Raw genomic sequence first — 26,437 nt, 5'->3', positions numbered from 1 at the left:
GGCTCAGTAGAGCGCCTCCAGCCGGGCGTCCAGCTCCGCCTCGCCCCGCAGCGGGGCGAACCGCACCCACACCGGCGAGCCGGTGCCCTCCAGCAGCGGGACGTCCACCCGGCCCCCGCAGTTCAGCACCCGCTCCACGTCGTCGTCACCGGCCCCGGTCACCCGCACCGCGACCGCCCCCTCGCCGGCACAGCGCACCGACAACCGGTAGGTGTCGCCGGACGAGGGATTGGCCTGCCGGACCACCGGCGGCCCGCCCGCCGTCAGCCGGGACGTCTCCCGCCACACCACGTGCGACACCTCCAGCGGCCGGGTCGCACCGTCGGGATCGACATGGACCCAGAACGACCGGCCCGGCTCGGCGCGCACCTCGCCGGAGCCCGGGTCGACCACCACCGTGTCGGACCCGGTCGACCCGCCCGGCAGCGCCCGCCCGCTCGCCGCGTCCGCCTCGACCCGGGACCGGACCAGATCCTCCGTGGTCGAACCCCGGGTCGTGCCGAGCCACGGCGCCGCCGACCGCCACCACCACGCGCCGAGCGTCAACACCAGCACGGTCAGGCCGACCAGCGCCGCCGACCGGATCCGCTCCTCGGAGGCCATGGCCGTCAGGGTATCGGGCGGGCCGGTCAGCCCGCGCGCTCCAACAGCGCCGCGTAGAGCGTCAGACCCGGCCCGAACGCGAGCATCACCACCCGACGCGGCGGCGACGGCGTACGGGCCAACCGGTCCAGGATCAGCAGCACCGTCGGGGACGAACAGTTGCCGTGCTCGGCCAACGTCTCCCGGGACGCGGCAAGCGCCGACGGGGGCAGGGCCAGCTCCCGCTCCACCACGTTGAGGATGCGTGGACCGCCCGGGTGCACCGCCCAGCCGTCCACCCCGGACCTGTCGTACCCGTGCCGGGCCAACAGGTCGTCCACCAGGTCACCGACGAACCGGGAGAGCACCTTCGGCACCTTCGGCGACAGCCCCATCCGGAAGCCGGTGTCGGTGACGTCCCAGGTCATGTGGTCGGCGGTGGAGGTGTCGGTGACGGAGGCGACCTCGCGCACCGCGTACCCCCGGGCGCCGGGCACGAGCACGGCGGCGACCGCGGCGTCCGAGAAGAGCGCGTGCGAGACGATCTGCTGGGTGTCCACCCGCGCGCTCGCCGGCTGGATGTGCAGGCTGGTCAGCTCCGCGCAGAGCAGCAGCGCGGGCCGCTGCCGGGCGGTGACGAAGTCGCTCGCCGCGCCCAGCCCGGGCAGGGCCGCGTAGCAGCCCATGTGGCCAACGAACACGCGCTGCGTGTTCGGGGCCATGCCGAGGTCCCGGGCGAGCAGGATGTCCAGCCCCGGGGTCGCGTACCCGGTGCAGGAACAGACCACGAACAGGCCGATGTCGGAGGCGTCCAGGCCGGCGGCGGTGAGCGCCCGGCCGACCGCCTCCTTGCCCAGCGGCAACGCCTCCACCTGATAACGGCGCATGCGGCGCTCGGTCGGCCAGTCCGAGACGTCCTCCAGCAGCGGGTTCACCGCCGCCTGCCGGCGGGTCACCCCGGAGTTGGCGAAGATCTTCTCGGCCAACACCCGGGTGGTGCCCGAGAAGTGTTTCTCGAAGAAGCCCGTCCACAGCTCGTCCTGCGCGGCGCCCGGCGGCAGCGCCATGCCCAGACCCGCGATCACCGGTACGCCCACGTCCCCCACCTCTCGACAGCTTGCTCCGCTCCGCTCACCCATGAGGGACCGCGCCCCGCTCTGCTCACCAACGAGGGACCGTGCCGTCCCGGTCCGGGTCGCCGCCGAGCGCGGCGATGCCCAGCCAGTCGGCGCACACGTCGGAGGTGGCCGGGTGCAGCGAGCCGCACCGGGCGTCCCGGTAGAGCCGCTCCAGCGGATGACCCCGGCGGGTCGCCGACGTGCCGGCGGCCTCCAGCATGGACGCCGCCACCTCCGCGGCAGTGGTGCCGGCGAGCAGCTTCGCCCGCCACACCCAGCGGTTCGTCTCGGCGGAGCCGGGCTCCTCGTCGACCCGACGGGCCGCCTCCGCGACCACCAGCTCGGCGGCGGCGGTGGCCGCGTCCGCCCGCCCCAGCCGGGCCCGGACCGCCGGCAACCCGGACAGGTTGCGGGCGTTCAGGTGCTCGGCCGCCGCGTCGATCGCGGCCCGGGCCACCCCGACGTAGACGGCGGCGTAGCTGGCCACCAGCCAGTGCGGCATGAGCTGGGCCACCACCAGGGCCAGCCCCTCCACGCCGCCGAGCAGCCGGTCGGCCGGCACGGTCACGTCCAGGTGCAGGTCGTGCGAGGAGGTGGCGCGCATGCCGAGCGAGTCCCAGGTCGGCTCTACCGTGATCCCGTCCCCGGCCGGGACCAGGAGCTGGGAGACCACCGACTCGTCGGTGGCGCTGCGCGCGGCGACCAGATAGCCGTCCGGGTGGCCGGCGCCGGAGCAGAAGGTCTTGCTGCCCTTGACGTGCCAGCCGCCGTCGACCGGCTCGTAGACCGTGCTGAGCTGGGACAGCCGGGCGCCGGCGCCGCGCTCGCTCATCGCCACCGCGTACCAGGCGCCGTCGGCCGCCGCGCGCAGCAGCCGGTCCCGGGCGGCAAGCGCCTCGTCCGGTACGCCGAGCGCCTCGGCCAGTTCCTCGGTGACCGCGCCCAGCGCCCCGGTCACCGAGGCGTGCATGTTGAACACCAGCGCGGTCGCGCCGTTGCCCCGGGCCAGTTCGGTGGCGACGGCGGCGTACTCGGCGAACGTCGCGCCCGACCCGCCCAGCTCACGCGGGACCATCAGCCCGAACAGGCCGGCCTCGCGCAGGTCGGCGAAGTCGTCGACGGGGAACGAGCCGTCCCGGTCGTGCCCGGCCGCGCGGGCGGCCAGTCGTGGCGCCAACCGGCGGGCCGCCTCCAGCGCGTGCACAGTCATGTCCGCCCCCTTCTCGACGTCCCTTACCCCGGGTGGCCCCGGCTACCCGCCCCGGCGCCCACTGCCCTGATAGAGCACCGCGGTCGACCGGGTCGGCACGATGCGCGGCTCCGTCCGCACCGGACGGTCGCCGCCCCGCCACCGGCGCAGCAACCAGGCGAGCGTGCCGCCCAGCTCGGGCCGGACGCCGCGCAGGCGCAACGCCACGCCGTGCCGGGCGCACTCGGCGACCAGCGCGCGGGCGTCCACGAACAGCCGGGGATCGTGGATGCCGCGTGGGACCGTGGGCAGCCGCTCGCCCAACTCCACCGCGACCAGTCGGGCCAGCAGCGTGTCGTTGAGCGTGTCCAGCACCAGCAGGCCGCCCGGCCGCAGCAGCCGGCACGCCTCGGCCACCGCGCGCCGCCAGTCCGGCACGTGCTCCAGCAGCTCACCGGCGGACACCACGGCGGCACACCCGTCGGCGAGCGGCACCGCCGTCGCGTCGCCCTGGAGCACCGTCACGCCGTGCGCGGCGGCCTGGTCGAGCGCGGAGCGGGTCAGGTCCACCCCGACGTGCCGGTAGCCCTTGCCGGCCAGGTGCGGCGCGAGCAGCCCCGCCCCGCAGCCCAGGTCGACGAGCAGGTCGTCCCGGGTGGACGCCGGGGGCACCAGGGCCGCGCGGGCGCGGGCCAGCCAGTGCAGCATCGCGAAGGCGCCGTCCGGCCGCCACCACTCGCCGGCCAGGTCGTCGTACTGCCGGGGGTCGTTCGGGGGCAGCGCCCGGCGCGGACCGACCACCGGGGACGCTTCTGGCATGGACCGAGCGTGGCACGACTCCCCGGTAACGACCAGACTTCCCTTATGTCGACGCGGGTGTTAGGGCTGGTCAGGGCGAGCCATCCGGAGCCGGCGGCGGCGGTCGTCGTGGTCGCCGCGCTGCTCGCCGCCGGCGTCGGGCACACCGCCGGCGGGATCGCGACGGTGGCGCTGACGGTGCTCGCCAGCCAACTCGCCGTCGGCTGGAGCAACGACCTGATCGACGCCGAGCGGGACGCCGCGGTGGGGCGTACCGACAAGCCGGTGACCACCGGCGCGGTCGCCCGGCCGACGCTGGCCCGGGCGACGCTGGTGGCGGCCGTCGCCACGCCGCTGCTGGCGCTGCCCACCGGCCCGGTCGCGGCGGCCTGCGCCACCGGGGGGCTGGTCTCCGCGCTGCTCTACAACTGGCCGCTGAAGTCGACGCCGGTGTCGGTGCTCCCCTACGCGATCTCGTTCGGCGCGCTGCCCGCGTTCGTGGTGCTGGCGCTGCCCGGCTCGCCCGCGCCGCCGGCCTGGCTGGTGGCCGCCGCCGCACTGCTCGGCGCCGGGGCGCACTTCGCCAACGTGCTGCCCGACCTCGCCGACGACGCCCGCACCGGGGTGCGCGGCCTGCCGCACCGGCTCGGCCCGGCGGGCAGCCGGCTGGCCGCCGCCGGGCTGCTCCTCGCGGCCACCCTCGCGCTGGTGTTCGGCCCGCCCGGACCGCCGTCGTGGACCGGCCTGTCGGCGGTCGCCGCCGCCGTCGCGGTCCCGGCCCTCGGTTGGTACGCCGGACGCGCCACCGCCCGGGCCGGCGGTCGCCCGGTGGCCGCCTTCCGGGCGGTGCTGGTGGTGGCGCTCATCGATGTGGTGTTGCTGGTGGCGAACGGCCGGGTGGTCTGAGCGGTCCCCTCCGGAGGTGGCATTGCCGGGTCCGCGTGCGGGCCTCGATCAGCTCCAACTACCCTGGAGAGCGGTCTGCGCGGGTATGGCCACCCCGTGCCCGGCTGTCGACCGGGTGGGGATCGTGACGAGGAGGACCGACGTGACGCGCTCGATCAGGGGTTCCCGGGGGCCGGCCCTGCTGCTGGCCGGCACGGCGGCGGCGGCGAGCCTGCTGCTGTCCGGGTGCGGCGCCGGGCAGATCGCCGAGACCGCCAACAAGATCCCGTCAGTTCAGGGCGTCAACGTCCAGACCTCGGACAACCTCTACCAGGTGCGCGGCCTCTACGTGCGGTTCCCCGGGCCGAAGGGCTACGAGGCGGGCGCGGACGCGCCGCTCAACGTGGTGATCTACAACGACAGCAAGGCGCCGGTGACGGTGACCGTCACCACCGACAGCGCCCGCGAGATCGTGCTGACCGGCGGCGCCGGGTCCAGCGGCGAGGCCACCCCGACCGGCTCGCCGACCGAGCCGGCCTCGGCCTCGCCCACCGCCACCGACCCGAGCGCGTCGCCCAGCCAGTCGCTGGAGGTGCCCGCCTCCCCGTCGGAGAGCGGTTCCGTCTCGGCCGGCCCGTCGCCGTCGGAGAGCAGCGCGGCGCCCGCCGGCCAGCCGGCCCGGATCGAGATCCCGGCGCTCGGCTACGCCCAGCTCAACAGCGGCAACCCGCGGTTCCTCCAGCTCGTCGGCCTGAACCAGAAGCTGCTCGTCGGCCAGCAGGTCAACCTGACCTTCGACTTCGGCAACGGCAACGTGATCTCCACGCCGGCGCCGATCGGCGTGCCGCTGACCCCGGAGGCGCCGCCGTCGCCTGTCGTCAACCCGCGTGAGCACTCCGCCGAAGAGGGCGGCACCGAGGGTGGCAGCCACGGCTGACGCCGTACCGGTTCCGTCGACACCGCCGCGGTGGCCTGCGCCACACCGGCGGTGTCGTCGTTTCTCCGGTGGGCTTTCGTCGTACCACCCGGTTAGCGTCCGGTGGTGACCACGCCCCGATCGACCTCGTCCCGCGCCGGCGCCGGCCGCGGCCGCGCCGCCGCCCGCGAACCCCGCCCCGCCTACGAGTGCGACGCCTGCGGTCACCAGCCCCCCAAGTGGGTGGGCCGGTGCCCCGAGTGCGGCGAGTGGGGCTCGGTGGTCGAGTCGACAGTCACCGGCCCGATGGTCTCCGGCCGGGTGGTCAGCTCCCGGATGCCTGCCGAGCCGGCCCGCCCGATCGCCACCATCAGCGCCGCGCCGGCCCGGGCCCGGGCGACCGGGGTGAGCGAGCTCGACCGGGTGCTCGGCGGCGGCCTGGTCCCCGGCGCCGTGGTGCTGCTGGCCGGCGAGCCGGGCGTCGGCAAGTCGACCCTGCTGCTCGACGTGGCCCAGCAGTGGGCCGCCGGCGCGGGCAGCCCGTCGCTGGTGGTCAGCGGCGAGGAGTCGGTCAGCCAGGTCCGGCTGCGCGCCGAGCGGATGGGCACCCTGCACGACCAGCTCTACCTGGCCGCCGAGAGCGACCTGGCGGCGGTGCTCGGTCACCTCGACGCGGTCAAGCCGGGGCTGCTGGTGCTCGACTCGGTGCAGACCATCTCCACCACCGGCACCGAGGGCGTGCCGGGCGGCGTGACCCAGGTGCGCGCGGTCACCGCGGCGCTGGTCGCGGTCGCCAAGGAGCGCGGGGTCGCCACCGTGCTGGTCGGGCACGTCACCAAGGACGGCCAGGTGGCCGGCCCGCGCGTGCTGGAGCACCTGGTCGACGTGGTGCTCCACTTCGAGGGCGACAAGCACTCGTCGCTGCGCATGGTGCGCGGCGTGAAGAACCGGTTCGGCGCGGCCGACGAGGTGGGCTGCTTCGAGATGCACGAGGGCGGCATCAGCAGCCTGGCCGACCCGTCCGGCCTCTTCCTGACCCGCTATTCCGAGCCGGTGCCGGGCACCTGCGTGACAGTGGCCATGGAGGGCCGGCGGGCGCTTGTCACCGAGGTGCAGGCGCTGATCGGGGCGACCGTCGCCGGTTCTCCCCGCCGCACCGTCTCCGGCCTCGACGGCGCCCGGCTCGCCATGGTCCTGGCGGTGCTCCAGCGGCGCACCGAACGGCTGACCCTGCACGACCGGGAGGTCTTCGCCGCCACCGTCGGCGGCATCCGGGTGGTCGAGCCGGCGGCCGACCTCGCGGTGGCGCTCGCGGTGGCCTCCGGCGGGCTCAACCTGGCGCTCGACCCGCACCTGGTCGCCATCGGCGAGGTCGGGCTCACCGGCGAGGTGCGACGGGTCGGCGCGGTGCCCCGCCGGCTGGCCGAGGCCACCCGGCTGGGCTTCCGGACGGCGCTGGTCCCGCCGGGGTGCGGCCCCGGCAGCAGCGGCGTGACCCAGGAGAACATGCGCGTGATCGAGGTCACGGACGTGCGGGCGGCGCTCCAGGCAGCCGCTCGCGCATCCGCCGGGTGACCGTGCGTGGCCGTGCGCGGGGATCGGCCGGGCGTTTCCGGACAGGTCACGCGGCGGGGCGGACCCGGCATCGTGACACATCACAGTAACCACGAGAGCACCCACCGCTCCGCAGTCCGTAGACTGTGCCCGTGCCGATCGACCGCGATGCCACCAAGCCCGCAACGGCGACGCCGCACGCCCGCACCGGCGCCGTGAGCGGCAACCCCAGCCGCGCCATCAGCGTGAGCGTGTCCGGGAGCGTCGGCGGCGCCGGCGCCGATCCGCTGCGCGCCAACCTCGCCCTCATGGCGCCGGGCACCGCGCTCCGCGACGGCCTGGAGCGGATCCTGCGCGGCCGCACCGGCGCGCTGATCGTGCTCGGCTACGACAAGGTGGTCGAGCAGATCTGCACCGGCGGCTTCCCGATGGACGTGGAGTTCTCCGCCACCCGGGTCCGCGAGCTGTGCAAGATGGACGGCGCGGTGGTGCTCTCCAGCGACGGCACCCGGATCGTCCAGGCCGGCGCGCACCTGATGCCCGACCCGTCCATCCCCACCGAGGAGTCCGGCACCCGGCACCGCACCGCCGAGCGGGTGGCCCGGCAGACCGGCTACCCGGTCATCTCGGTGAGCCAGTCGATGCGGATCATCAGCCTCTACGTGAACGGCCAGCGGCACGTCCTGGACGACTCGGCGGCCATCCTGTCCCGCGCCAACCAGGCGCTGGCGACGCTGGAGCGCTACAAGCTCCGGCTGGACGAGGTCTCCGGCACGCTCTCCGCGCTGGAGATCGAGGACCTGGTCACCGTCCGCGACGCGGTGGCGGTGGTGCAGCGGCTGGAGATGGTGCGGCGGATCGCCGACGAGATCGCCGGTTACGTGGTGGAGCTGGGCACCGACGGCCGCCTGCTGGCGCTCCAGCTCGACGAGCTGATGGCTGGCGTGGACGCCGACCGCACCCTGGTCATCCGCGACTACCTGCCGGTGGGCCGCAAGTCGCGCACGCTCGACGAGGGGCTGGTCGAGCTGGACCTGCTCAGCGCCACCGAGCTGATCGACCTGGTGGCGGTGGCCAAGGCCATCGGCTACCCGTCCGCCTCCGACGCGCTCGACGCGGCGGTCAGCCCGCGCGGGTTCCGCCTGCTGGCCAAGGTGCCGCGGCTGCCGGCGGCCGTGGTCGACCGGCTGGTGGTGCATTTCGGCAGCCTCCAGCGGCTGCTCGGCGCGACCGTGGAAGACCTCCAGGCGGTCGAGGGGGTGGGCGACGCCCGCGCCCGTGGGGTCCGCGAGGGCCTGTCGCGGCTCGCCGAGGCGTCCATCCTGGAGCGGTACGTCTGACCCGCCTCAGCCGGTGACGGTCAGCTTCACCGGCTCGCTGATCTTGGTGCCGACCCGGGCGAAGACCTGGTACGTGCCGATCGGGGCGTACGGGCCGGCGGCCAGCCCGGCCTCGCAGCGGCTGGTGTCCCGCCCGTTCCAGCCCAGCTCGTAGGCGCGCTCGAAGTTGGGCGTGAACGACTGCACGTCCGAGCCCTTGCCGGTGCCGCAGGTGTCGGACGACCAGACCTTCTCCGCGCCGGCCTTGACGTACAGCTCCTGGAGGTCGGCGCCGACGTCGCGGCTGCACGTACGGTTCGACACGTTCTTGATCTTGAGGCGCAGCGTGACCACGGTGCCCCGCTGGGCGTTCGCCGGCACCGCCACCGGCGTCACCTGGATCTCCGAGTCGGTGCAGGCGCCGTCGGCGGAGACCGGCTCCCCCGACGCGCCACCGTCACCGGTGCCCGAGCCACCCCCGGTGCTCCCGCCGCCGTCGGTGCCCGTGCCACCACCGGTGCTCGTGCCGCCGCCCGTGTTGGCGCCGCCGCCGCTGTCGCCGGAGGCACCCGGCGTGGGCGACGGACCCGTCGACTGCGGGCTCAGCACCGAGCCGGTGGGAGCCGGCGCCGCGGCCGAGCCGCCCGGAGACGGGTCGCCGCCCGGCGCGCCGGTGTTCTTGTCCGTCCCGGTGCAGGAATAGAGCAGGACAATCAGGAAGAGCAACCCCGCACCGAGCACGACGGCGCGACGCCGCCAGTACACGGCGGGGGACAGGGGGCCGACCGTCAGACGCATGATGCGCCTACCGTAGCCGCGCGGTGCTCGGCACGCCGGTCCGACGCGCCGGTAACCGCGTGCGACGCCCACGCGGCCCTCCAAAGTGGATCGCGCCCACCACGGTCAGAGATAGACCTTGCGCTGGTAGACGGCGTGCGCGCCGGCGACCTGGTCGAGGAAGAGCAACCCGGCGCAGTGGTCGATCTCGTGCTGGAGCGCACGCGCCTCGAAACCGTCCGTGACCAACCGCACCGACTCCCCGCTGCCCGGCAGCATCCCCTCCACCACCAGACGGCTGGCCCGCTTCACGTCACCGGTCAGGTCCGGCACCGACATGCAGCCCTCCCGGCCGGCCTTCCACCGGCTCGCCTCCACCACCCGGGCGTTGCAGAGCACGAACGTGCCGTGCACGGTGACCGCCTTCGGATGCCCGGTCACGTCCACCGCGAACACCTGCGCGCTCACACCGACCTGGGGCGCCGCCAGGCCCACGCAACCCGGCGAGACCCGCATGGTGGCGACCAGGTCGGCCGCGAGCCGCACCACCTCGGCCGAGGTCGGGTCGACGTCCGGACCGGGCCGGCTCAGCACCGGCTCCGGGGCGGCCACCACCTGACGCACCTCGCCGGCGACGCCCAGCTTCTCCGGCGTCCAGCCACCCAGGCCGGCGTACTCCTGGCCGGTCACAGCAGGTCCGTGTCCGCCGGGCGGAGGCTGACCCCGACACCCAGTTCCGCCGCGGCCCGGGTGAGCCGGCCGGCCACCTCGTCCGAGCTGCCCGGCGGCAACTCCACCTCGGCGACCACCACGTAGAGCGAACCGGTCAGCCGGGTGCTCAGGTCGGTCACGTTGCCGCCGGCGTCCGCCAGCACCCGGGTCATCGCCGCCACGATGCCCATCCGGTCCGCGCCGTGCACCGCCAGCACGTACGGCTCGCCGGCCGGCTCGCTGGCACCGTCCGGGGTGACCGCGCGTACGGTCGCCAGCAGGTGCCCGTCGGCGGCGAGCGGGGCGAACGCGGCCTCCACGTCGGCGGCGGCCGGCCCGGTACAGATCAGGGTCATCGCGAAGTGCCCCCGCAGCCGGGTCATCGTCGAGTCGGTGAGGTTCGCGCCGAGCCCGGCGAGGACCTCCGCGACGTCGGCCACGATGCCCGGCCGGTCCCGGCCGATGACGGTGATCGCGAGCTCGTTCATTCGGACATTCTGCCCCGCCGCCGAAGATCCACCGCAGCCGCCCACCCGGCCCGCCCACCCTGCGGGAAAGCCCCCCGTGACATCATCGGCTCCGCCATGACTGAACCCACCTTCGCCACCCAGGTCAGCCGGTGGTACGAGCGCAACGCCCGCGACCTGCCGTGGCGCCACCCCGGCATCGGCGCGTGGGCGATCCTGGTCAGCGAGGTCATGCTCCAGCAGACGCCCGTGGTCCGGGTGGTGCCGGCGTGGGAGGCGTGGCTGGCCCGCTGGCCGGAGCCGCGCGCGCTCGCCGAGGACACCCCGGCCGAGGCGATCCGGATGTGGGGCCGGCTCGGCTACCCCCGCCGGGCGGTACGCCTGCGCGAGTGCGCGGTGGCGATCGTGGAGCGGCACGGCGGCGTGGTACCCGACCGGCTGGAACAGTTGCTGGCGTTGCCCGGGGTCGGCACGTACACCGCCCGGGCGGTGGCCGCGTTCGCGTACGGGCAGCGGCACCCGGTGGTCGACACCAACGTCCGGCGGGTGGTGTGCCGGGCCATTGCCGGCGAGCCCGACGCCGGACCGACCACCCGCCCCGCCGACCTGGTCGCCACCGAGGAGTTGCTGCCGGCCGAGCCGGCCGCGGCCGCCCTGGCCAGCGCGGCGTTCATGGAACTCGGCGCGGTCGTGTGCACCGCCCGGGCACCCCGGTGCGCGGTGTGCCCGGTCGAGTCGAGCTGCGCGTGGCGGGCCTCCGGACAGGCCGCGCCGACCGGGCCGACCCGCCGTCCGCAGCGCTACGCCGGGACCGACCGGCAGGTACGCGGCCTGCTCCTCGCCGTGCTCCGGGACTCCACCGGTCCGGTGCCGCACCAGCGGCTGGACCAGGTCTGGCACGACGACGTGCAGCGGGCCCGGGCGCTCACCGGCCTGGTCACCGACGGCCTGGTGGAACCGGTCGGGCCGGAGTCCTTCCGGCTGGCCGGCGACGGCCCATCCGCCCCTATCCCCCTGCCCTGACCTCACCCCGGCCGGACCGAGAAAGGCGACGGCCCCGGTGGCTCTCGCCGACCGGGGCCGTCGCCCTGGAACCTGGTGTGTCGCCCGTCCTTACGCGGCGGTGTCGTCCGCACCGGTGGCGGCGGCGCCGAGATCCGCCGGGACCGCGTCCGGCACGGCGTCCGGCCGGTCCGCACCCCGGAAGACGAGCTTGGACTTGTCGATGTTCTCCGGGTCGCCCTCGCAGTCGACCACCACGATCTGACCCGGGGTCAGCTCGTTGAACAGGATCCGCTCGGACAGGTTGTCCTCGATGTCGCGCTGGATCGTGCGACGCAGCGGCCGCGCGCCCAGCACCGGGTCGAAGCCCTTCTTCGCTAGGTACTTCTTGGCGTTGTCGGTCAGCTCCAGGCCCATGTCCTTGTTGCGCAGCTGGCCCTCGATCCGCTGGATCATGATGTCCACGATCTGCAGGATCTCGTTCTCACGCAGCTGGTGGAAGACGATGGTGTCGTCGATCCGGTTCAGGAACTCGGGCCGGAAGTGCTGCTTCAGCTCGTCGTTGACCTTCTGCTTCATCCGGTCGTAGTTGGACTCGGAGTCCTCCGACTGCTGGAAGCCCAGCGACACCGCCTTGGCCACGTCGCGCGTGCCCAGGTTGGTGGTCAGGATGATGACCGTGTTCTTGAAGTCCACGATCCGGCCCTGACCGTCGGTGAGACGGCCGTCCTCCAGGATCTGCAGGAGCGTGTTGAACACGTCCGGGTGGGCCTTCTCGATCTCGTCGAAGAGGACCACCGAGAACGGCCGGCGACGCACCTTCTCGGTCAGCTGGCCGCCCTCGTCGTAGCCGACGTAGCCGGGAGGGGCACCCACCAGCCGGGAGACCGTGTAGCGGTCGTGGAACTCGGACATGTCGAGCTGGATCAGCGCGTCCTCGCTGCCGAACAGGAACTCGGCGAGCGCCTTGGACAGCTCGGTCTTACCGACACCGGACGGGCCGGCGAAGATGAACGAGCCGGACGGGCGCTTCGGGTCCTTCAGGCCGGCCCGGGTCCGCCGGATCGCCTTCGAGACCGCCTTGACCGCGTCCTCCTGGCCGATGACGCGCTTGTGCAGCTCGTCCTCCATGCGCAGCAGGCGCGAGGTCTCCTCCTCGGTCAGCTTGTAGACCGGGATGCCGGTCCAGTTGCCGAGCACCTCGGCGATCTGCTCGTCGTCGACCTCGCTGACGACGTCCAGGTCACCGGCCTTCCACTCCTTCTCCCGCTGGGCCTTCTGGCCGAGGAGCTGCTTCTCCTTGTCGCGGAGCTGGGCGGCCCGCTCGAAGTCCTGCGCGTCGATCGCGGACTCCTTGTCGCGGCGCACCTGGGCGATGCGCTCGTCGAAGTCGCGCAGGTCCGGCGGCGCGGTCATCCGGCGGATCCGCATCCGGGCGCCGGCCTCGTCGATCAGGTCGATCGCCTTGTCCGGCAGGAAGCGGTCGGAGATGTACCTGTCGGCGAGCGTCGCGGCGGCCACGAGAGCGGCGTCGGTGATGCTCACCCGGTGGTGCGCCTCGTAGCGGTCCCGCAGGCCCTTGAGGATCTCGATGGTGTGGGCCAGCGACGGCTCACCCACCTGGATCGGCTGGAAACGACGCTCCAGCGCGGCGTCCTTCTCCAGGTGCTTGCGGTATTCGTCGAGCGTGGTGGCGCCGATGGTCTGCAGCTCGCCACGGGCCAGCATCGGCTTGAGGATGCTGGCGGCGTCGATCGCGCCCTCGGCCGCGCCCGCACCCACCAGGGTGTGGATCTCGTCGATGAACAGGATGATGTCGCCGCGGGTGCGGATCTCCTTGAGCACCTTCTTCAGGCGCTCCTCGAAGTCACCGCGGTAGCGGGAGCCGGCGACCAGGGCGCCGAGGTCGAGCGTGTAGAGCTGCTTGTCCTTCAGCGTCTCGGGCACCTCGCCCTTGATGATCTTCTGGGACAGCCCCTCGACCACGGCGGTCTTGCCGACGCCGGGCTCGCCGATCAGCACCGGGTTGTTCTTGGTGCGGCGGGACAGCACCTGCATGACCCGCTCGATCTCCTTCTCGCGCCCGATGACCGGGTCGAGCTTGCCCTCGCGGGCGGCCTGGGTGAGGTTCCGGCCGAACTGGTCCAGCACCAGGCTGGTCGACGGCGCGGCCTCGCCGGGCGCGGCGCCGGCGGCGGCCGGCTCCTTGCCCTGGTAGCCGGAGAGGAGCTGGATCACCTGCTGGCGGACCCGGTTGAGGTCGGCGCCGAGCTTGACCAGCACCTGGGCGGCGACGCCCTCACCCTCGCGGATCAGGCCGAGCAGGATGTGCTCGGTGCCGATGTAGTTGTGGCCGAGCTGCAGCGCCTCGCGCAGTGACAGCTCCAGCACCTTCTTGGCCCGCGGCGTGAACGGGATGTGCCCGCTCGGCGCCTGCTGGCCCTGGCCGATGATCTCCTCGACCTGCTGGCGCACACCCTCCAGGGAGATGCCGAGGCTCTCCAGGGCCTTGGCCGCCACGCCCTCACCCTCGTGGATCAGGCCCAGCAGGATGTGCTCCGTGCCGATGTAGTTGTGGTTGAGCATCCGGGCCTCTTCTTGGGCCAGGACGACAACCCGTCGCGCTCGGTCGGTGAACCGCTCGAACATGCCCTCGTGCTCCTCACATGCCGTGCGCCTTGATGGTCAGATCTCGGCGGGGCCGGTGCGCGGACGTCCGGGACGGGCGTCCGTGCCTCCTTACTCTATCGCCGCGGACCGTCTCCGCTGAGGTCGTGTGACCCCCTGGATGACCGTTCCGACGTCGTTTCTGCCAACCGTCCACGCTCAGGAGGTGTTCCGGGACCCCCGCCTGTACGCGCAGAGCGAAATTCGACCGCCGGTGGACGGCCCGGTCGAAGGGCTCGCGAGGGGTCCATGCGCCCCCGCGGCGGTCGTCCACAGCCTGTGGACGGAATCTCCACCGCCTGTGGACAACTGCACCGGGCGCCGGTTTCTTCCCGCCGGACCGCCCCACCGCCCACCCCGGGGCGGGACCGGACATCCGACGCGGCCGGTCGGGAAACGCCGACGCCGGCCCGGAGTCGTCCTCCGGGCCGGCGTCGGGTCCAGCCGTCGCGCGCGTCGGGATCAGCGCCCCGCCTTCGCGTGGAACTCGTCCACGATCTCCTGCGGGATCCGACCCCGGTCGGAGATGTCCTTGCCGTTGCTCTTGGCCCACTCCCGGATCGCCTTGTTCTGCTCGCGGTCGGCGGTCGCGCCGCCCCGGCCGCGCGCCGCCCGGCCACCCACGACCACCCCGCCTCGACCGACCTTCGTGCCGTGCGCGATGTACTGCGCAAATTCACCACGCAATTTTTCAGCGTTGGAGGCGGAGAGGTCGATCTCGTACTGCACGCCGTCGAGCGCGAACTTGACGGTCTCGTCAGCGTCCCCGCCGTCCAGGTCATCGACCAGCTTGTGAATGATCTGCTTGGCCACGTCCCACATTCCTTTCGAGCAGGGCTGTGCTCCTGCAATACACCGAGCACAATAACCTGCCCGACGCTTGCCCCGTCAATAGGACGGCGTAACGAGGTGGAGAAGCTTTGCCCGCCTACTCGGGGCGGACCAAGGGGAACAGGATGGTTTCCCGAATTCCGAGGCCGGTCAACGCCATCAGCAGCCGGTCGATTCCCATTCCCATACCACCGGCCGGCGGCATTCCGTACTCCATCGCCCGGAGAAAGTCCTCGTCGAGACGCATGGCCTCGTCGTCGCCACGCGCCGCGAGCTGCGCCTGGGCCACCAGCCGCTCCCGCTGCACCACCGGGTCGACCAGCTCGGAGTACGCGGTGCCCAGCTCGAATCCCAGCACGTAGAGATCCCACTTCTCGGCCAGCCCCGGCTCGCTGCGGTGCGCCCGGGTCAACGGGCTGGTCTCCTCCGGGTAGTCGCGGACGAACGTGGGCGCCTGCAACGACGGCACCACCAGTTCCTCGAACAACTCCTCGGCCAGCTTGCCCGGCCCCCACTTCGGGTCGACGGAGAGACCGACCTTGTCCGCGTACTCGACCAGGCGTGACCTTTCGGTGCGGACGGTGACCTCCTCACCGAGCGCTTCGGAAAGAACACCGAACAGCGTCACCGACCGCCACTCGCCGCCCAGGTCGAACTCCCGGCCGTCGGCATGCGTCACGGTCGTCGAGCCGGCGACCGCGATCGCGGCCTGCTGCACGAGATTCCGGGTCAGCACGGCCATCGTGTCGTAGTCGCCGTAGGCCTCGTAGGTCTCCAGCATCGCGAACTCCGGCGAGTGCGAGGAGTCGATGCCCTCATTACGGAAGTTGCGGTTGATCTCGAAGACGCGGTCGACGCCACCCACGACCGCACGCTTGAGAAACAGTTCCGGCGCGATTCGGAGATACAGATCGGTATCGAGCGCATTGCTGTGGGTCACGAATGGGCGGGCCGCCGCGCCGCCGTGCAGCAACTGCAGCATCGGCGTCTCGACCTCGACGAAGTCCTGCCCGTGCAGGGTGTCGCGCAGGCTGCGCACCGCGGCGGCCCGGGTGCGGACCATCTGCCGGGCCTGCGGGCGGACCACCAGATCCACGTAGCGCTGGCGGACCCGGGACTCCTCGCTCAGCGGCTTGTGCGCCACCGGCAGCGGACGCAGCGCCTTGGCGGTCACCGCCCACTCGTCGGCCAGCACCGACAGCTCGCCGCGCCGGCTGGTGATCACCTCGCCGGTGACCCCGACATGGTCACCGAGGTCGACCAGGCGCTTCCAGTCCGCCAGCCGCTCCGCGCCGACCCGGTCCAGCGAGAGCATCGCCTGCAGCTCGGTGCCGTCGCCGTCGCGCAACGTGGCGAAGCAGAGCTTCCCGGTGTTGCGGATGAAGATCACCCGGCCGGTGACCGAGGCCCGGTCGCCGGTGGCGGTGTCGGTGGGCAGGTCGGCGTAGCGCTCGCGGAGCTTCGCCAGGGTGGTGGTCCGGGGAAAACCGACCGGGTACGGCTCGACGCCCTCGGCGAGCATCCGGTCCCGCTTCTCCCGGCGGACCTTCATCTGCTCCGGAAGGTCGTCGGCGGGGTCTGTCGGCAAGGCGTTCTGCTCGGTCACGGCACGCTTCCTCAAGCCTGGGAACATCGGCGGGGTCAGCCCACGAGCCTACTCAAGCGTTCCGGCGGCCTCACCGGATAACCTGCCCGCCATGACCGACCCCACTGCGGCGCTCTCGTTCGGCGTCGCCGCCGCCGAGTACGACCGGTTCCGGCCCCGCTATCCCGAGTCGGCGCTGCGGTGGGCGCTGGACGGGCGGCCCGCCCCGGCCCGGGTCGTCGACCTCGGCGCCGGCACCGGCATCCTCACCCGTGGCGTGGCCGCGCTCGGGCATCACGTCGTACCGGTGGAGCCGGATCCCGGGATGCGGGCGCAACTGGCCGCCGCGACGCCGGGCACGACGGCGCTCGCCGGCAGCGCCGAGTCGGTGCCGCTGCCGGACGGCGACGCGGACGCGGTGCTGGTCGGCCAGGCCTACCACTGGTTCGACCGGGACGCGGCGCACGCCGAGGTGGCCCGGGTGCTGCGCCCCGGCGGCACGTTCGCGCCGGTGTGGAACGTCCGCGACGAGCGGGTCGACTGGGTGGCCGAGCTGACCCGGATCGCCCACCTCGACCACAACGCCGGCGACGTGGTCGAGAGGTACGCCGACTTCGGCACCGCCTTCACCCCGGTCGAGGTCGGCGAGTTCGGCCACGCCACCACGCTCACGCCGGACGAGCTGGTGGCGATGCTGCACACCCGCTCCTACTGGCTGACCGCCACCCCGGCCGAGCGGGCGCGGGTCGACACAGGGCTGACGGAGCTGTTCGCCACCCACCCCGAGCTGGCCGGCCGGGCCGCTGTGGAGCTGCCGTACCGCACGATCGTGCTCCGGGCCCGCCGGCGTTGAGAAGGGGCCCCTCCTCTACCTGAGGCGTTAACAGGGGGCCCCTCCTTTCAGGTGTTGCGGTCGTAGACCATCCGCAGGCCGATCAGGGTGATCATCGGCTCGTGGTGCGTGATGGTGCGGCACTCCCCCACCACCAGCGAGGCCAGGCCACCGGTGGCGATGACCGCCTTCACCTCGCCCAACTCCTCGGACATCCGCTCGACGATCCGGTCCACCTGCCCGGCGAAGCCGAAGTAGAGGCCGGACTGGAGGCACTCGACGGTGTTCTTGCCGATCACCGAGCGCGGCCGGGTGGCCTCCACCTTGCGCAACTGCGCGGCGCGGGCGGCCAGCGCGTCGAACGAGATCTCGATGCCCGGCGCGAACGCCCCGCCGAGGAACTCGCCCCGATCGCTGATCACGTCGAAGTTGGTGGTGGTGCCGAAGTCCACCACGATCGACGGCCCGCCGTAGAGCGTGTACGCGGCGAGCGTGTTCACCACCCGGTCCGCGCCCACCTCCTTCGGGTTGTCGATGGCGAGCTGCACCCCGGTGCGCACGCCCGGCTCGACGATCACGCTGGGCAGGTCGGCGTAGTAGCGACCCAGCATGGTGCGCAGCGAGCGCAACGCGGCCGGCACGGTGGAGCACGCGGCCACCCCGGTGATCTCCACAGCGTCACCGGCCAGCAGCCCACGGAACATCAGGCCCAGCTCGTCCGCGGTGGACCGGGCGTCGGTCTTGATCCGCCAGGAGTGCACCAGCTTGTCGCCGTCGAAGGTCGCCAGCACGGTGTTGGTGTTTCCGATGTCGATGCAGAGCAGCACAGCGGCAGCCTAGACGGTCAACTCGGGCGCAGGTCGAGGGCGATGTCGAGGATCGGCGAGGAGTGGGTGAGCGCGCCGACCGAGAGGAAGTCGACGCCTGTCGCCCCGTACTCGGCCGCCACCGGCAGGGTCAGCCCGCCGGTCGCCTCCAGCTCCGCCCGGTCGCCCACCGCGGCCACCACCGCCCGCAACTGCTCCGGGGTCATGTTGTCCAGCAGCAGGAAGTCCGCCCCGGCCTCGACCGCCTCCACCGCCTCGGCCAGCGTGTCCACCTCGACCTGCACCGGCACCTCCGGGAACGCCTCCCGGACCCGCCGGAACGCCGGGGTGATGCCGCCGGCCGCCAGCTTGTGGTTGTCCTTGATCATGGCGACGTCGTGCAGGCCCATCCGCTTGTTGGTGCCGCCGCCGGCCCGGACCGCGTACTTCTCCAGCGCCCGCAGCCCCGGCGTGGTCTTGCGGGTGTCCAGCACCATCGCCTTCGTGCCGGCCAGCGCGTCGGCCCAGGCCCGGGTGTGGGTCGCCACCCCGGACATCCGGGAGAGCAGGTTGAGCGCCGTCCGCTCGGCGGTGAGCAGCAGCCGGGTCGGCCCGGCCACGGTGGCCAGCACGTCGCCGCGCGCCACCCGCTGACCGTCCCGGGCCACCAGCGACACCGCGACCGTACGCCCGGCGCCGGTCACCTCGCCCACCAGCTCGAACACGGCGGCGGCCACCGGCAGCCCGGCGACCACCCCGTCCTCGCGCGCCACCAGGTCGGCGGTGTCCTGCTGCGCGTCCGGCACGGTGGCCACGCTCGTGACGTCGAGGAAGTCCGGGCCCAGGTCCTCGGCCAGCGCGTCGAGGACCACGTGCCGGACCCGGTCCGGGTCCAGGCCGCCGTCCCGCAACGCCCGCACCGTCGACTCGATCATCAGCTTTCCTTCCAGCTCTCGGTCAACCGGCCGTCCGTGCCCACCTCGGCCACCAGGTGCCCCCGCCACCGGTCGTCGGCGGCCGGGTGGTCCTCCCGCCAGTGGCAGCCCCGCGTCTCCGCGCGGGCGTACGCGGCCGCGACGAGCGTCGACGCCACGGTGATCAGGTTCGTCGCCTCCCAGTCGGCGGTCCGCGGCACGCCCCGCCCCCCGGCCAGCCCGGTCAGCGCGCCGGCGGTCGCGGCGAGCGTCTCCGCCGAGCGGAGCACACCCGCGCCCCGGGTCATCGCCCGTTGCAGCTCCGGCGTGCCCGCCGCCGGCACCAACCGCCCCTCGCCGCCCACCCACGCGCCGGTCTCCGCCGGCCGGGCCTGCTCGGGCAGCCCGGCGGCGACGTCCTCGGCGATCCGGCGGGAGAAGACCAGCCCCTCCAGCAGCGAATTGCTGGCCAGCCGGTTGGCGCCGTGCACCCCGGTGCAGGCCACCTCGCCGCAGGCGTACAGGCCGGGGATCGAGGTGCGGCCGCGCAGGTCGGTGCGGACGCCGCCGGAGGCGTAGTGGGCGGCCGGCGCGACCGGGATCAGGTCGGTCGCCGGGTCCACGCCGATGGCCAGGCAGGACGCCACGATGGTGGGGAACCGCCGGGCCAGGAAGTCGCCGCCCAGGTGCCGCGCGTCCAGGAAGACGTGGTCCGCCCCGGTGGCGAGGAGCACCCGGTGGATGCCCTTGGCCACCACGTCCCGGGGGGCCAGCTCGGCCAGCTCGTGCTGGCCCACCATGAACCGCTTGCCGTCGCCGTCGACCAGGTGGGCGCCCTCGCCCCGCAGCGCCTCGGAGACCAGCGGCTGCTGCGCCAGACCGGCGCCCGGCCCGCCGGCCGGCACGATCAACGCAGTCGGGTGGAACTGGACGAACTCCAGGTCGGTGACGGCCGCGCCGGCGCGCAGCGCCAGGGCCACCCCGTCGCCGGTGGAGACCGCCGGGTTGGTGGTGGCCGCGAAGACCTGCCCCATCCCGCCGGTGGCCAGCACCACCGCGCGGCCGAGGATCGCGCCGACGCCGTCCTCGCTGCCCTCGCCGAGCACGTGCAGCGTGATCCCGCAGGCCCGGCCGAGCCCACCCGGACCGTCGCCCGGCGCGCGCAGCAGGTCCAGCACCAGGGCGTGCTCGACAAGCCGGATCCACGGGTCGCGGCGTACCGCCGCGTGCAACGCCCGCTGCACCTCGGCGCCGGTGGCGTCGCCGCCGGCGTGCACGATCCGGTCGGCCCGGTGGCCGCCCTCCCGGCCGAGCATCAGCGAGCCGTCCGGGTTGCGGTCGAACTCCGCCCCGATCCGCATCAGCTCGCGCAGCCGGACCGGGCCCTCCTCGACAAGCACCCGGACCGCCGCCGGGTCGCAGAGGCCGACGCCGGCCACCTCGGTGTCGTACGCGTGCGCGTCCGGGCTGTCCGCCGGGTCGAGCACCGCGGCGATGCCGCCCTGCGCCCACCGGGTGGAGCCCTCGTCCATGTCGACCTTGGTGACGACGGTGACGTGCAGGCCGGCCTCGCGCAGGTGCAGCGCGGCGGTCAGCCCGGCCACCCCGGAGCCGACGACGATCACGTCGGTGGTCTCCACCCAGCCGGGCGCGGGCGCGGCGAGCAGCCGGGGCAGCGCCGGCAGGTCGACGGTGGGTACGTCCATGGGCACAGTCAACCCGAAGCTTCCTCGTCCCGGGTGGCGGGGGCGGGACGAGTGGTTTCGGCTACCTCGTCCGGACCGGCAGCCGGGCCGGGCCGGCGCCCTTCAGCGAGCCGGTCACCGTGCGGTCGCTGAGCCACAGGTAGCAGCGGACACCCCGGTCGCCGACCACCCAGCGGCCCGGGCCGGGCGGCCGGACCACCACGTCGCTGCGGTAGCGCAGGGTCCCGTCGGCGGGCACCCCGGAGAAGCGCGCGATGGCGCCGAAGCAGCCGGCGTAGAGCGGCGCCCAGTCCGCCGGCTTCTTCGGGTACGGGCGGTCCGGCGCCACCCACACGCCGGCGAACTCGGCGTCGTGCGCCACGGCACAGTCGGCCGACGTGAGCGTCTGCACCCGGCCCCGTTCCTGCCCGGTCCGCTGGCAGCCCAGGCGCAGCCGGGACGGCGGCTTCAACGCGTCGCGCAGGCTGCCGGTGCGGGTCACCACCACGGCCGCCGCCTCGACCGTGTTCAGCTCGGTCAGGTCGCACCGGTACCACCGGGAGCCGGCCGTCCAGCCGGTGCCGGTGGGCACCGCCACGGCCAGCCGGAGCCGCCCGGCCCGCCAGTCGTCGCCCACGTAGCCCCGGGCCCGGGTGTCGCACTCGCCGAACGCGGTGCGCATCTCCGGCGAGCCCACCGCAGGCGGAGCGGGCCGGTCGACGGTGAACGTGCCGACGTGCACCGTCTCGACCCGGTGCGGCAGGTCGCAGCCCACCGGCGCGTACGCCGGCAGCCCCACGGTGGGGGTGAAGTCGGAAACCTGGCAGACCCCGGCCACCGGGGTGAACGGACCGGCCGGTGGCATGGCCGCCCAGTCGTCGCCGAGGTCACCGTCCAGCCCGCCGGTCGAGGCGCACGCGGTCGACAGCACGCCCGCGAGCACGACGGCGACGAGGCTTCGCATCGCACGGCCCATCGCGCCTCCCCCAGCCCGACGACCGTCGATTCCGACGGTGCGCCCAGGGTAGCCGAAAATGACCTTCCGGTGACAGACCGCGCTCGCGACGGGTCAGGAGAGGGAGGCGGCCAGGGGGTTGGGGACGGGGTCGCCGGCGGTGCCGGGGGCGGCAGTCGTCGGGTCGGCGGTGAGGTCGACGACGCGGTTGTCGGCGTCGACGTGCACCACCCGCGGCTGCCAGGTGCGCGCCTCGGCGTCGTCCATCTGCCCGTACGAGATGAGGATGACCAGGTCACCGGGGTGCACCAGGTGCGCGGCGGCGCCGTTGATGCCGATCACGCCGCTGCCCCGCCGACCCGGGATCACGTACGTCTCCAGGCGGGCGCCGTTGGTGATGTCCACGATCGCGACCTGCTCACCGGGGAGCAGGTCCGCCGCGTCGAGCAGATCCTCGTCCACCGTCACCGAGCCGACGTAGTGCAGGTCGGCCTGGGTCACCGTGGCACGGTGGATCTTCGACTTGAGCATGGTCCGGAGCATCGGGGTGCCTTTCCGCGATTCGTGGTGGTGGGGTCAGGGACGCGGCGCGAGGTGGATCGCCGTGTTGTCGATCAGGCGGGTGGCGCCGACCCAGGCCGCGATCAGCAGCCGGGCGGAACCGGTGACCGGGCCGGGCTCCAGATCGGTGTCGGTGAGCACCAGGTAGTCCAGGCGGGCGTCCGGCGTACCCGGGTCGAAGGCTCCGTGCGCCGCGGCCAGCACCGCCCCCGCGTCCTCGCCCCGCCCGGCCGCCTCGGCGCCGGCGCGCAGCGCGGCGGAGAGGCTGAGCGCGGCCCGCCGCTGTTCGGCGGACAGGTAGCGGTTGCGGCTGGACAGGGCCAGCCCGTCCGGCTCCCGGACGGTCGGCACGCCGACGATCTCGGTCGGCACGTCGAGGTCGCGGACCATCCGCCGGACCAGGGTGAGCTGCTGGTAGTCCTTCTCGCCGAAGAAGGCCAGGTCGGGGCGGGTGAGCTGGAGCAGCTTCATGACCACGGTGAGCACCCCGTGGAAGAAGCCGGGCCGGCTCAGGCCCTCCAGGTCCTCGCCGAGCGGTCCCGGGTTCAGCCGCACCGTCGGCTGCCCCTGCGGATACATCTCGCTGACCGGTGGCGCGAAGACCACGTCCACCCCGGCCCGGCGGCAGATCTCCAGGTCGGCGTCGAGCGTGCGCGGGTAGCGGTCGAAGTCCTCGTTCGGGCCGAACTGGAGCGGGTTCACGAACACGGTCACCAGCACGTGGTCGGCCCGCTCCCGGGCGGCCCGCAGCAGCGTCTCGTGCCCGTCGTGCAGCGCGCCCATGGTCATCACCACGCCGACCCTGCCGGTCAGCCCGTCCCGGGCCGCCGCCAACTCCTTGCGCGTGTGCACCACGGTCACCACGAGGAAGCCACCTCCATCCCGTCCAGCACGTCGAACAGCGGCGCCGCGTCCGCCGGGCGCAGCCGGCCCGCCGCGACGGCACGGTCCGCCGTCCGTCGGGCCAACGCCAGGTAGGCCGGTACGGATTCCGGCGCGGTCGCGGACAGCCGGTCCAGGTGCCGGCGTACGGTGCCCGCGTCGCCCCGGGAGACCGGGCCGGTCAACGCGTCGTCGCCGAGACGCAGCGCGTTCTCCAGGGCGGCCCGCAGCAGCGGGGCGAGCACCTTCTCCGGCCGGTCCACCCCGGCGTCGCGCAGCCGGTCGGCCGCGTCGTTGACCAGTGTCACCAGGTGGTTGGCGCCGTGCGCCAGCGCCGCGTGGTAGAGCGGCCGCTCGGCCTCGCCCACCCACTCGGGCACCCCGCCCAGGTCGGCCACCAGCCGGGCCGCGAACGGGCGCAGCTCGGCCGGGGTGGTCACCCCGTAGGAGGCGCCGGCCAGGCGGGACAGGTCGTCCGGCGTACCGGTGAAGGTCATCGCGGGGTGCAACGCGAGCGGCCGGGCGCCGGCCGCGACGGCCGGGGCCAGCACGGCCAGACCGTGCGCGCCGGAGGTGTGCGCCACCACCTGCCCGGGGCGGAGCGCGCCGCCGGCCGCCAGGTCGGCGACCACCGCGGCCAGGGCGTCGTCGGGCACTGCCACGATCAGCAGGTCGGTGGCGGCGCGCGCCACGGCGGGCGCGGAGCGGTGCGGGGTCTGCGGAAGCAGCAGCGCCGACCGGGCCCGCGAGGCGCCGGACGAACCGGACGCGGCGACCACCCGGTGACCGGCGGCGGCGAGGGCCGCGCCGAGCACGGCGCCGACCCGGCCGGCGCCGAGCACACCGACGGTGAGGGTACGGGGGAAGGCGAGCGGGGCGCGGAGGGCCCGCGGGCGCAGCGGTGCGCTCATGGCAGCGATCCAGTCCTCGAAGGGGGTACCGGTCGATGGCAAGTATGCGCCCGGGTGACAGACCGGGAACAAGAAGGTGTGAAAACCTTCACCGGCCGCACGAGCCGTCCGCTCCGGTGGCGCGCCGGGGCGGCTTAGGGTCGGCGGGTGACCTCAGGTGACGCCTGTCTGCGCTGGCGCGACGCGATGGAGCGGGCGCTCTACGGGCCGGGTGGCTTCTTCGTCGCCGGCGCCGGCCCCGCCGCCCACTTCCGCACCAGCGTGCACGCCTCACCGGCGTTCGCCGCCGCCGTGGCGCGGCAGCTCGCCGTGCTGGACGAGGCGCTGGGGCGGCCGGACGAGCTGGACGTGGTCGACGTGGGCGCCGGCCGGGGCGAACTGCTCCGGGCGCTGCTGGCGCACGCCGCCCCCGAGCTGGCCGCCCGGATCCGTCCGGTCGCGGTGGAACGGGCCACCCGCCCCGACGACCTGCCGCCGGAGATCGACTGGCAGGACGAGATCCCGGAGCGGATCACCGGCCTGCTGCTGGCCACCGAGTGGCTGGACAACGTCCCCCTGGACGTCGCCACCCACACCGGCGACGGCTGGCGCCACGTCATGGTCGACCCCACCTCCGGCGAGGAGGCCCCCGGCCCCCCACTCTCCCCCGCCGACGTCGCCTGGCTGACCACCTGGTGGCCCCTGCCGCCCCACCCGTCCCCGGTGACCAAGGAGTTCGCGTCGGGCGGGGTCCCGGACGACGACGCAAACTCCTTGATCGACGACGGGGGGCACGGCCCGGCGGACGGGCAGCCGGGTGGGTGGGACGGCCGGTGGGGCGACGGGTGGGGGCGGGTGGAGATCGGGCGGGGACGGGACGAGGCGTGGGCGGGGGCGGTGGGGCGGATCGAGCGGGGGCTGGCGTTGGCCGTGGACTACGGGCACCTGCGGGACTCCCGGCCGGTGGACGGGACGTTGACCGGGTACCGGGGCGGGCGGCAGGTCCCGCCGGTGCCGGACGGGTCCTGCGACGTGACCGCGCACGTCGCCATGGACTCGGTCGCCTCCGCCGGTGAGCGGGTCGCGCGGTGCGCGTACACCCTGGTCTCGCAGCGGGAGGCGCTGCGGGCGCTCGGGGCCGACGGTGGGCGACCGCCGCTGAGCCTGGCCTCCCGGGACCCGGCCGGCTACCTGCGGGCGCTGGCCGCCGCGTCGGCGGTGGCCGAGCTGACCGACCCGGCCGGCCTCGGCGGGCACCTGTGGCTGCGCCAGCCGGTCGGCGTTGCGCCCGAGGCGACCATGGCACGATGACGGGCATGACCACGGACGCCGGCGACCTCCGCGAGCTGACCGTCGGCACCGGGGCCGGCGGTGAGCAGCTCGGCACCGACATGGTGCTCAACATCGGACCGCAGCACCCGTCCACGCACGGCGTGCTGCGGCTGCGCCTGGTGCTCGACGGGGAGCGGGTGGTCGCCGCCGAGCCGATCGTCGGCTACATGCACCGGGGCGCGGAGAAGCTCTTCGAGGTACGCGACTACCGGCAGATCATCGTGCTCGCCAACCGGCACGACTGGCTCTCCGCGTTCTCCAACGAGCTGGGCGTGGTGCTCGCGGTCGAACGGCTGATGGGCATGGAGGTGCCCGAGCGCGCCACCTGGCTGCGGATGGCGCTGGCCGAGCTGAACCGCGTGCTCAACCACCTGATGTTCCTCGGCTCCTATCCGCTGGAGATCGGCGCGATCACGCCGATGTTCTACGCGTTCCGGGAACGGGAGACCATCCAGGCGGTGATGGAGGAGGTCTCCGGCGGCCGGATCCACTACATGTTCAACCGGGTCGGCGGCCTCAAGGAGGAGGTGCCGGCCGGCTGGACCGGGCGCGCCCGCGCCGCCATCGGCGAGGTACGCCGGCGCATGCCCGACCTGGACCACCTGATCCGGCGCAACGAGATCTTCCTGGCCCGCACCGTCGGCGTCGGCGTGCTCTCCGCCGCCGACGCCGCCGCGTTCGGCGCGTCCGGGCCGGTCGGCCGGGCCTCCGGGCTCGACCTGGACCTGCGCCGGGACGAGCCCTACCTGGCCTACGACCAGCTCGACGTGCCGGTGGTGACGAAGACCGCCGGGGACTGCCACGCCCGGTTCGAGGTGCTGCTCGACCAGGTGTACGCGTCGCTCGACCTCGCCGAGCAGTGCCTGGACCGGGTGGACCGCATCTCCGGTCCGGTGAACACCCGGCTGCCCAAGGTGGTCAAGGCGCCCGAGGGGCACACGTACGCCTGGACCGAGAACCCGCTCGGCATCAACGGCTACTACCTCGTGTCACGGGGCGAGAAGACGCCGTGGCGGCTCAAGCTGCGCACCGCCTCGTACGCGAACGTGCAGGCGCTGTCGACGCTGCTCCCCGGGTGCCTGGTGCCGGACCTGATCGCCATCCTCGGCTCGATGTTCTTCGTGGTCGGCGACATCGACAAGTGACGCCGTCCCGGCGGCTGCCGGCCCCGGCCCGGTG

Annotated in this window: 25 protein-coding genes; 8 read left to right on the top strand and 17 right to left on the bottom strand. The window is 73.9% G+C overall.

Annotated elements, in window-relative coordinates; all coding sequences use genetic code 11:
- Nucleotides 1-3: 3 nt before the first annotated feature.
- The 4 genes from ACIA5A_RS16770 to ACIA5A_RS16755 are packed head-to-tail and all read right to left on the bottom strand — an operon-like array spanning nt 4 to nt 3,708.
- Complete coding sequence (locus ACIA5A_RS16770; RefSeq protein WP_396762452.1) at nt 4-603, bottom strand: hypothetical protein; 600 nt, start codon at nt 601-603, stop codon at nt 4-6.
- Between the two features lie 26 nt (nt 604-629).
- On the bottom strand, nt 630-1,688 hold the full coding sequence (locus ACIA5A_RS16765) for a type III polyketide synthase (protein WP_396762449.1): 1,059 nt from the start codon (nt 1,686-1,688) through the stop codon (nt 630-632).
- Nucleotides 1,689-1,743: 55 nt separating this feature from the next.
- Nucleotides 1,744-2,910, bottom strand: coding sequence for an acyl-CoA dehydrogenase family protein (locus tag ACIA5A_RS16760; protein ID WP_396762447.1), 1,167 nt, complete (start codon nt 2,908-2,910; stop codon nt 1,744-1,746).
- Between the two features lie 42 nt (nt 2,911-2,952).
- Nucleotides 2,953-3,708: a methyltransferase domain-containing protein gene (locus tag ACIA5A_RS16755; RefSeq protein WP_396762444.1), complete on the bottom strand. Its 756-nt coding sequence runs from the start codon at nt 3,706-3,708 to the stop codon at nt 2,953-2,955.
- A 45-nt stretch (nt 3,709-3,753) separates the two neighbouring features.
- Here ACIA5A_RS16755 and ACIA5A_RS16750 point away from each other — a divergent pair, with 45 nt between their 5' ends.
- The 4 genes from ACIA5A_RS16750 to disA all read left to right on the top strand — a co-directional run bounded on the left by ACIA5A_RS16750 (nt 3,754) and on the right by disA (nt 8,382).
- Nucleotides 3,754-4,593: a UbiA family prenyltransferase gene (locus ACIA5A_RS16750; protein ID WP_396762441.1), complete on the top strand. Its 840-nt coding sequence runs from the start codon at nt 3,754-3,756 to the stop codon at nt 4,591-4,593.
- 142 nt (nt 4,594-4,735) lie between these two features.
- Nucleotides 4,736-5,509: a hypothetical protein gene (locus ACIA5A_RS16745; RefSeq protein ID WP_396762438.1), complete on the top strand. Its 774-nt coding sequence runs from the start codon at nt 4,736-4,738 to the stop codon at nt 5,507-5,509.
- Nucleotides 5,510-5,614: 105 nt separating this feature from the next.
- On the top strand, nt 5,615-7,063 hold the full coding sequence (radA, locus tag ACIA5A_RS16740) for a DNA repair protein RadA (protein ID WP_396762435.1): 1,449 nt from the start codon (nt 5,615-5,617) through the stop codon (nt 7,061-7,063).
- 131 nt (nt 7,064-7,194) lie between these two features.
- Complete coding sequence (gene disA / locus ACIA5A_RS16735) at nt 7,195-8,382, top strand: DNA integrity scanning diadenylate cyclase DisA (RefSeq protein ID WP_396762432.1); 1,188 nt, start codon at nt 7,195-7,197, stop codon at nt 8,380-8,382.
- 6 nt (nt 8,383-8,388) lie between these two features.
- On the opposite strand, the gene ACIA5A_RS16730 is transcribed toward disA, so the two are convergent.
- The 3 genes from ACIA5A_RS16730 to ACIA5A_RS16720 all read right to left on the bottom strand — a co-directional run bounded on the left by ACIA5A_RS16730 (nt 8,389) and on the right by ACIA5A_RS16720 (nt 10,337).
- Nucleotides 8,389-9,159 (bottom strand): hypothetical protein, encoded by a 771-nt coding sequence (locus ACIA5A_RS16730; protein WP_396762429.1) that lies wholly within the window; start codon nt 9,157-9,159, stop codon nt 8,389-8,391.
- A 105-nt stretch (nt 9,160-9,264) separates the two neighbouring features.
- The gene (locus ACIA5A_RS16725; RefSeq protein ID WP_396762426.1) at nt 9,265-9,828 is read right to left on the bottom strand and encodes a peptide deformylase; all 564 of its coding nucleotides are present in this window, start codon (nt 9,826-9,828) and stop codon (nt 9,265-9,267) included.
- Nucleotides 9,825-10,337 carry a glycine cleavage system protein R gene (locus tag ACIA5A_RS16720; RefSeq protein WP_396762423.1) on the bottom strand — a complete coding sequence of 171 codons (513 nt, stop codon included), beginning with the start codon at nt 10,335-10,337 and terminating at the stop codon, nt 9,825-9,827. The genes ACIA5A_RS16725 and ACIA5A_RS16720 overlap by 4 nt, the downstream gene beginning before the upstream one ends.
- 96 nt (nt 10,338-10,433) lie before the next feature.
- On the opposite strand from ACIA5A_RS16720, the gene ACIA5A_RS16715 reads away from it, so the two are divergent.
- Nucleotides 10,434-11,339, top strand: coding sequence for an A/G-specific adenine glycosylase (locus ACIA5A_RS16715; RefSeq protein ID WP_396762420.1), 906 nt, complete (start codon nt 10,434-10,436; stop codon nt 11,337-11,339).
- Between the two features lie 90 nt (nt 11,340-11,429).
- Here ACIA5A_RS16715 and ACIA5A_RS16710 read toward each other — a convergent pair whose 3' ends face one another.
- From ACIA5A_RS16710 to lysS, 3 genes are all read right to left on the bottom strand, one after another.
- Entirely contained in the window at nt 11,430-13,967 is a 2,538-nt protein-coding gene (locus ACIA5A_RS16710; protein WP_181570717.1) for an ATP-dependent Clp protease ATP-binding subunit, read from the bottom strand.
- A 480-nt stretch (nt 13,968-14,447) separates the two neighbouring features.
- Nucleotides 14,448-14,798 carry an Lsr2 family protein gene (locus ACIA5A_RS16705; RefSeq protein WP_396762416.1) on the bottom strand — a complete coding sequence of 117 codons (351 nt, stop codon included), beginning with the start codon at nt 14,796-14,798 and terminating at the stop codon, nt 14,448-14,450.
- 115 nt (nt 14,799-14,913) lie between these two features.
- Complete coding sequence (gene lysS / locus ACIA5A_RS16700; protein ID WP_396762413.1) at nt 14,914-16,422, bottom strand: lysine--tRNA ligase; 1,509 nt, start codon at nt 16,420-16,422, stop codon at nt 14,914-14,916.
- Nucleotides 16,423-16,513: 91 nt separating this feature from the next.
- On the opposite strand from lysS, the gene ACIA5A_RS16695 reads away from it, so the two are divergent.
- Entirely contained in the window at nt 16,514-17,254 is a 741-nt protein-coding gene (locus ACIA5A_RS16695; RefSeq protein WP_396762410.1) for a class I SAM-dependent methyltransferase, read from the top strand.
- 47 nt (nt 17,255-17,301) lie between these two features.
- On the opposite strand, the gene ACIA5A_RS16690 is transcribed toward ACIA5A_RS16695, so the two are convergent.
- The 7 genes from ACIA5A_RS16690 to ACIA5A_RS16660 form a co-directional block, all read right to left on the bottom strand.
- The gene (locus tag ACIA5A_RS16690) at nt 17,302-18,060 is read right to left on the bottom strand and encodes a type III pantothenate kinase (protein ID WP_396762407.1); all 759 of its coding nucleotides are present in this window, start codon (nt 18,058-18,060) and stop codon (nt 17,302-17,304) included.
- Nucleotides 18,061-18,077: 17 nt separating this feature from the next.
- Nucleotides 18,078-18,974 carry a carboxylating nicotinate-nucleotide diphosphorylase gene (gene nadC, locus ACIA5A_RS16685; RefSeq protein ID WP_396762404.1) on the bottom strand — a complete coding sequence of 299 codons (897 nt, stop codon included), beginning with the start codon at nt 18,972-18,974 and terminating at the stop codon, nt 18,078-18,080.
- Nucleotides 18,974-20,659: an L-aspartate oxidase gene (locus ACIA5A_RS16680; RefSeq protein WP_396762401.1), complete on the bottom strand. Its 1,686-nt coding sequence runs from the start codon at nt 20,657-20,659 to the stop codon at nt 18,974-18,976. The genes nadC and ACIA5A_RS16680 overlap by 1 nt, the downstream gene beginning before the upstream one ends.
- Nucleotides 20,660-20,720: 61 nt before the next feature.
- A complete protein-coding gene (locus tag ACIA5A_RS16675) occupies nt 20,721-21,614 on the bottom strand; it encodes a septum formation family protein (protein ID WP_396762398.1) in 894 nt (297 codons plus the stop codon).
- Between the two features lie 93 nt (nt 21,615-21,707).
- The gene (gene panD, locus ACIA5A_RS16670; protein WP_396762395.1) at nt 21,708-22,136 is read right to left on the bottom strand and encodes an aspartate 1-decarboxylase; all 429 of its coding nucleotides are present in this window, start codon (nt 22,134-22,136) and stop codon (nt 21,708-21,710) included.
- A 33-nt stretch (nt 22,137-22,169) separates the two neighbouring features.
- Complete coding sequence (gene panC / locus ACIA5A_RS16665) at nt 22,170-23,018, bottom strand: pantoate--beta-alanine ligase (protein WP_396762392.1); 849 nt, start codon at nt 23,016-23,018, stop codon at nt 22,170-22,172.
- Nucleotides 23,012-23,947: a Rossmann-like and DUF2520 domain-containing protein gene (locus ACIA5A_RS16660; protein ID WP_396762389.1), complete on the bottom strand. Its 936-nt coding sequence runs from the start codon at nt 23,945-23,947 to the stop codon at nt 23,012-23,014. Before ACIA5A_RS16660 ends, panC begins: the two co-directional genes overlap by 7 nt.
- 186 nt (nt 23,948-24,133) lie before the next feature.
- On the opposite strand from ACIA5A_RS16660, the gene ACIA5A_RS16655 reads away from it, so the two are divergent.
- Nucleotides 24,134-25,237 (top strand): SAM-dependent methyltransferase, encoded by a 1,104-nt coding sequence (locus ACIA5A_RS16655; RefSeq protein WP_396762662.1) that lies wholly within the window; start codon nt 24,134-24,136, stop codon nt 25,235-25,237.
- Entirely contained in the window at nt 25,234-26,403 is a 1,170-nt protein-coding gene (locus tag ACIA5A_RS16650; RefSeq protein WP_278109098.1) for an NADH-quinone oxidoreductase subunit D, read from the top strand. The genes ACIA5A_RS16655 and ACIA5A_RS16650 overlap by 4 nt, the downstream gene beginning before the upstream one ends.
- Nucleotides 26,404-26,437: the final 34 nt, after the last annotated feature.

It is taken from the genome of Micromonospora sp. NPDC051300, from assembly GCF_044455315.1.
In the GTDB taxonomy this organism is placed as follows: Bacteria; Actinomycetota; Actinomycetes; order Mycobacteriales; family Micromonosporaceae; genus Micromonospora; species Micromonospora robiginosa.
This window is presented reverse-complemented; position numbering and strand designations above follow the sequence as displayed.